Genomic DNA, 3,970 nt, shown 5'->3' on the forward strand with positions numbered 1-3,970 from the left:
TGACGCACAACACATGCTACGCCAGCTATCGAGAGTTCACCGAGGCGGTTCTGGTTTCCTGCGCGAAAAAGTCCCCAGACGATGGCCAGAATTTCGCGCTTCCGTCACGGACAACTTCCGCGTCATCGATCCGAAAAATTTTCGGGTTGTGACCTGAGCAGGGTATATTTGCCTTTTCGTGCACGAAAGCGCCATAGGACGCTCAATGCCGGGACCGTCGAGCCGAGCGGCGCAGCGCGCCGTTGATCCGCGCTGGAAGGACATCGCGAATGGGTGTTGTTCGAACGGCCGCGATTGTCGGTCTGGCGATGGTGGCGCTCGGGGCTTATGGAGTCTACGCGCCGGAAACGGTCGACCGCGTGTCGACCAGGTTCGGACCGATCGCACACCGCTACCACGATCAGCTTTGGGGCGGAGGGAAACAGGCAGGGGCTTCTTCGCAAGGGAAGCCGACTCCCGTAGGCGGCCCGGCGCCGTCCGGCGTCGCGCCGATCCTCGTCACGGTCGCGCCAGCGAAGCGCGCCGATTTCCCGGTCGTGCTGGAGAGCCTCGGTCAGGTCCAAGCCTACAACACCGTGCTCGTGCGGGCGCGGGTGGATGGAGAGATCGTCAAGATAGCTTTCAAGGAGGGACAAATCGTCAAGCAGGGCGACCTTCTTGCCCAAATCGATCCACGGCCCTTCCAAGCCGCTCTCGATCAAGCGGTCGCCAAGAAGGCCCAGGACGAAGCCACGGTCGCAAACGCCAAGCTCGATCTGACGCGCTACGCGACGCTCGCCAAGCAAAACTTCGCGACCCAGCAGCAGCTCGATACGCAGAACGCCCTTGTCAACCAGCTGACGGCCACGATCGCGGCCGACGCCGCCGCCATCGACGCGGCGAGAGTACAGCTCAACTATACGACGATCCGCGCGCCGATCACGGGCCGCGCCGGCTTCCGCCTGATCGACGAAGGCAATCTCGTCAACGCTGGGCAGCAGACCGGGATCGTAAGCATTGCCCAGTTGCAGCCGATTGCGGTCATCTTCACCGAGCCGCAGCAATATGTCGACCGCATCAACCAGGAACTGGTGGTGGGCGCCCCAGAGGTGACAGTCCTGAACACAGAGGGCGCCCAGATCGCGACCGGCAAGCTCACGATCAGCGACAACCAGGTGGACCTTGCGACTGGAACAATCCGCCTGAAAGCGGAATTCGAGAACGCGGACAACGCGTTATGGCCCGGACTGGCGGTCAACACGCGCCTGCAGCTCGGCATGATGAACAACGTCGTCGTCGTTCCGGCCGATGCGGTCCAACATGGAAGCAAGGGCCTGTTCGTGTATGTTGTTGGCGAGGATAGCCGGGCCGCGGTCCGGCCGGTGAAGGTCGCCCGACAGGACGCGACGACAGCGGTGATCGAAGATGGACTCAAAGAGGGCGATCGCGTTGTGACGACCGGCGAGTTCCTTCTGCAGCCTGGATCCGTGGTCTCCATCGATTCCGGAAGCGGGAGCTGAAATCGATGTTCGGCGGCATTTCCGCTCCCTTCATCTATCGTCCTGTCGCGACCACCCTCTTGATGGTTGCAATCTTTTTGGTTGGCGTCGTCGCGTTCCCGACCCTTCCGGTCGCTCCGCTGCCGCAGGTCGACTTTCCAACCATTGCGGTGTCGGCCTCGTTGCCCGGCGCCTCGCCCGACACCATAGCGACGTCGGTCGCGCAGCCGCTTGAGCGTCAAATCGCCCAGATCCCGGGCGTCTCCCAGATGACCTCGACCAGCTCGCTCGGGGCGACCGCGATCACCGTCCAGTTCGATCTCGACCGGAACATCGACGCCGCCGCGAACGATATCCAGGCGGCGATCAACGCGGCTTCCGGCCAGCTGCCGAAGGACCTGCCGAGCCCCCCGACCTATCGCAAGGTCAATCCGTCCGACACGCCTATCCTGATCCTGTCAGTCGAGTCGGACGTCGCCCCGATCATCGACGTCGACGACGCGGCGGAGAACATCCTCGCCCAGCGCATCAGCCAGATCTCCGGAGTGTCTCTGGTGCGGGTGGGCGGCCAGCAAACGCCGGCCATTCGGATCCAGATCGACCCTGCGAAACTGGTCGAGAAGAACCTTCAGCTCGAAGACGTGCGGGCGCAGATCGGCATTGCGACGGTCGACAGCCCGAAAGGCGCGATCATCGGACAAAAGCAGGATTTTATTATCTACGACAACGACCAGCTGACGACCGCCGAACCGTGGGAAAACGTGATCGTCGCCTATCGGAACGGCGCTCCCGTCCGCGTGCGCGACATCGGCCAGGCGGTCATGGGTGCAACCGACAGCACTCAGGCGGCTTGGTCGAACGGCAAGCGCAGCGTCTTCCTGGTCGTCTTCAAGCAGCCCGGCGTGAACGTCATCAACACGGTCGAGGCGATCAAGAAGACGCTGACCAGCCTCGAGGCGGCGATCCCCCCCACGGTTCATGTCAAGGTGCTGTCGGACCGCACGACGACCATCCGCGCGGCGGTCAAGGACGTCGAATTGACGCTCCTGCTCACCATCGCGCTGGTCGTGATGGTGATCTTCGTCTTCCTGCGCAGTTTCTGGGCGACAATCATCCCCAGCGTGACGGTGCCGCTCGCGCTGCTCGGCGCCTGCGCGCTGATGTGGGCGGCGAACTACAGCCTCGACAACCTGTCGCTGATGGCCTTCACCATTGCGGTCGGCTTCGTCGTCGACGACGCCATCGTGATGCTGGAGAACATAACCCGCCACATCGAAGAGGGGGAGAAGCCGTTCCAGGCGGCCCTGAAGGGCTCCGCCGAGATCGGCTTCACCATCATCTCGATCTCGATTTCGCTCGTGGCGGTGCTGATCCCGCTCCTGATGATGGGCGGCATCATCGGCCGCCTGTTCCGCGAGTTCTCGGTCACCATCGCGATGACGATCGCGGTCTCGGCCTTCGTGGCGCTGACGCTCACCCCGATGATGGCCTCGCGCTTCCTCAGGTCCCACGACGAGGAGCGCCACGGCCGGCTGTTCAAGATGAGCGAGGCAGGGTTCGTCGCGCTCGCTCGCGCTTATGCGCGCGGGGTGGATTTTGTACTGCGCCACCGCCTCCCGACGCTTCTGACCTTCTTCGCCACCATCGCCGCGACGGTCTATCTGTTCACGATCATCCCCAAGGGGTTCTTTCCCCAGCAGGACACGGGCATCCTGTTCGGCACGACCGAGGCGGGCCAGGACATCTCGTTTCCCGCGATGTACAAGCTGCAGGAGCGGGCTGGCGCGATCATCATGAAGGATCCGGCCGTCGACACGATGGCGATGGGCCTCGGCGTCGGCGTCGGCAACTCGGCGCAGAACACTGGCCGCATGTTCATCACGCTCAAGCCGCGCGACCAGCGAGACGTGGACGCATTCCAGGTGATCGCCCGGCTCCGGCCGCAACTGGCCAGGATTCCCGGCTTCAAGGTCTACCTCCAGGCCGCGCAGGACATCACCGTCGGCGCCCGCGCCGCCAGAACGCAGTTCCAGTACACCCTGCAGGACGCCAACCTCGACGAGCTCAACGCCTGGGCGCCGAAGATCCTCGAAAGGCTGCTGTCCCTGCCACAACTGCGCGACGTCGCCACCGACCAGCAGAACTCCGGCACGACGCTGACGCTCAAGATCGACCGCGACATGGCCTCGCGCTACGGCATTCAGCCGCAATTGATCGACGACACGCTTTACGACGCATTCGGCCAGCGGCAGGTCACCCAGTATTTCACCCAAGTGAACACCTACGAGGTGATCGAGGAAGTCCTGCCCGATCTGCAAAAGGATCCGGCGACGCTGGACAAGCTCTACATCCGCTCCCCGGTCTCCAATCAGATGGTGCCGCTCAGCGCCTTCGCCAAATGGACCACGGCCCCGGTCCAGCCGCTGTCGATCAGCCACCAGGGCCAGTTCCCGGCGATCACCATCAGCTTCAATCTCGCCCAGGGCGTCGCC

General features: G+C 63.5%; 2 protein-coding genes. Both read left to right on the forward strand.

Annotation, left to right across the window (positions count from 1 at the left end):
* Positions 1-269: 269 nt before the first annotated feature.
* The gene (locus ACLP25_RS08800) at positions 270-1,499 is read left to right on the forward strand and encodes an efflux RND transporter periplasmic adaptor subunit (RefSeq protein WP_442468825.1); all 1,230 of its coding nucleotides are present in this window, start codon (positions 270-272) and stop codon (positions 1,497-1,499) included.
* Positions 1,500-1,504: 5 nt separating this feature from the next.
* Positions 1,505-3,970, forward strand: a 2,466-nt coding sequence (locus tag ACLP25_RS08805; RefSeq protein WP_442468826.1) for an efflux RND transporter permease subunit, incomplete at its 3' end; no start/stop codon positions are given.

Origin of the sequence: Roseiarcus sp. (assembly GCF_052145395.1) — a bacterium.
Lineage (GTDB): Bacteria > Pseudomonadota > Alphaproteobacteria > Rhizobiales > Beijerinckiaceae > Roseiarcus.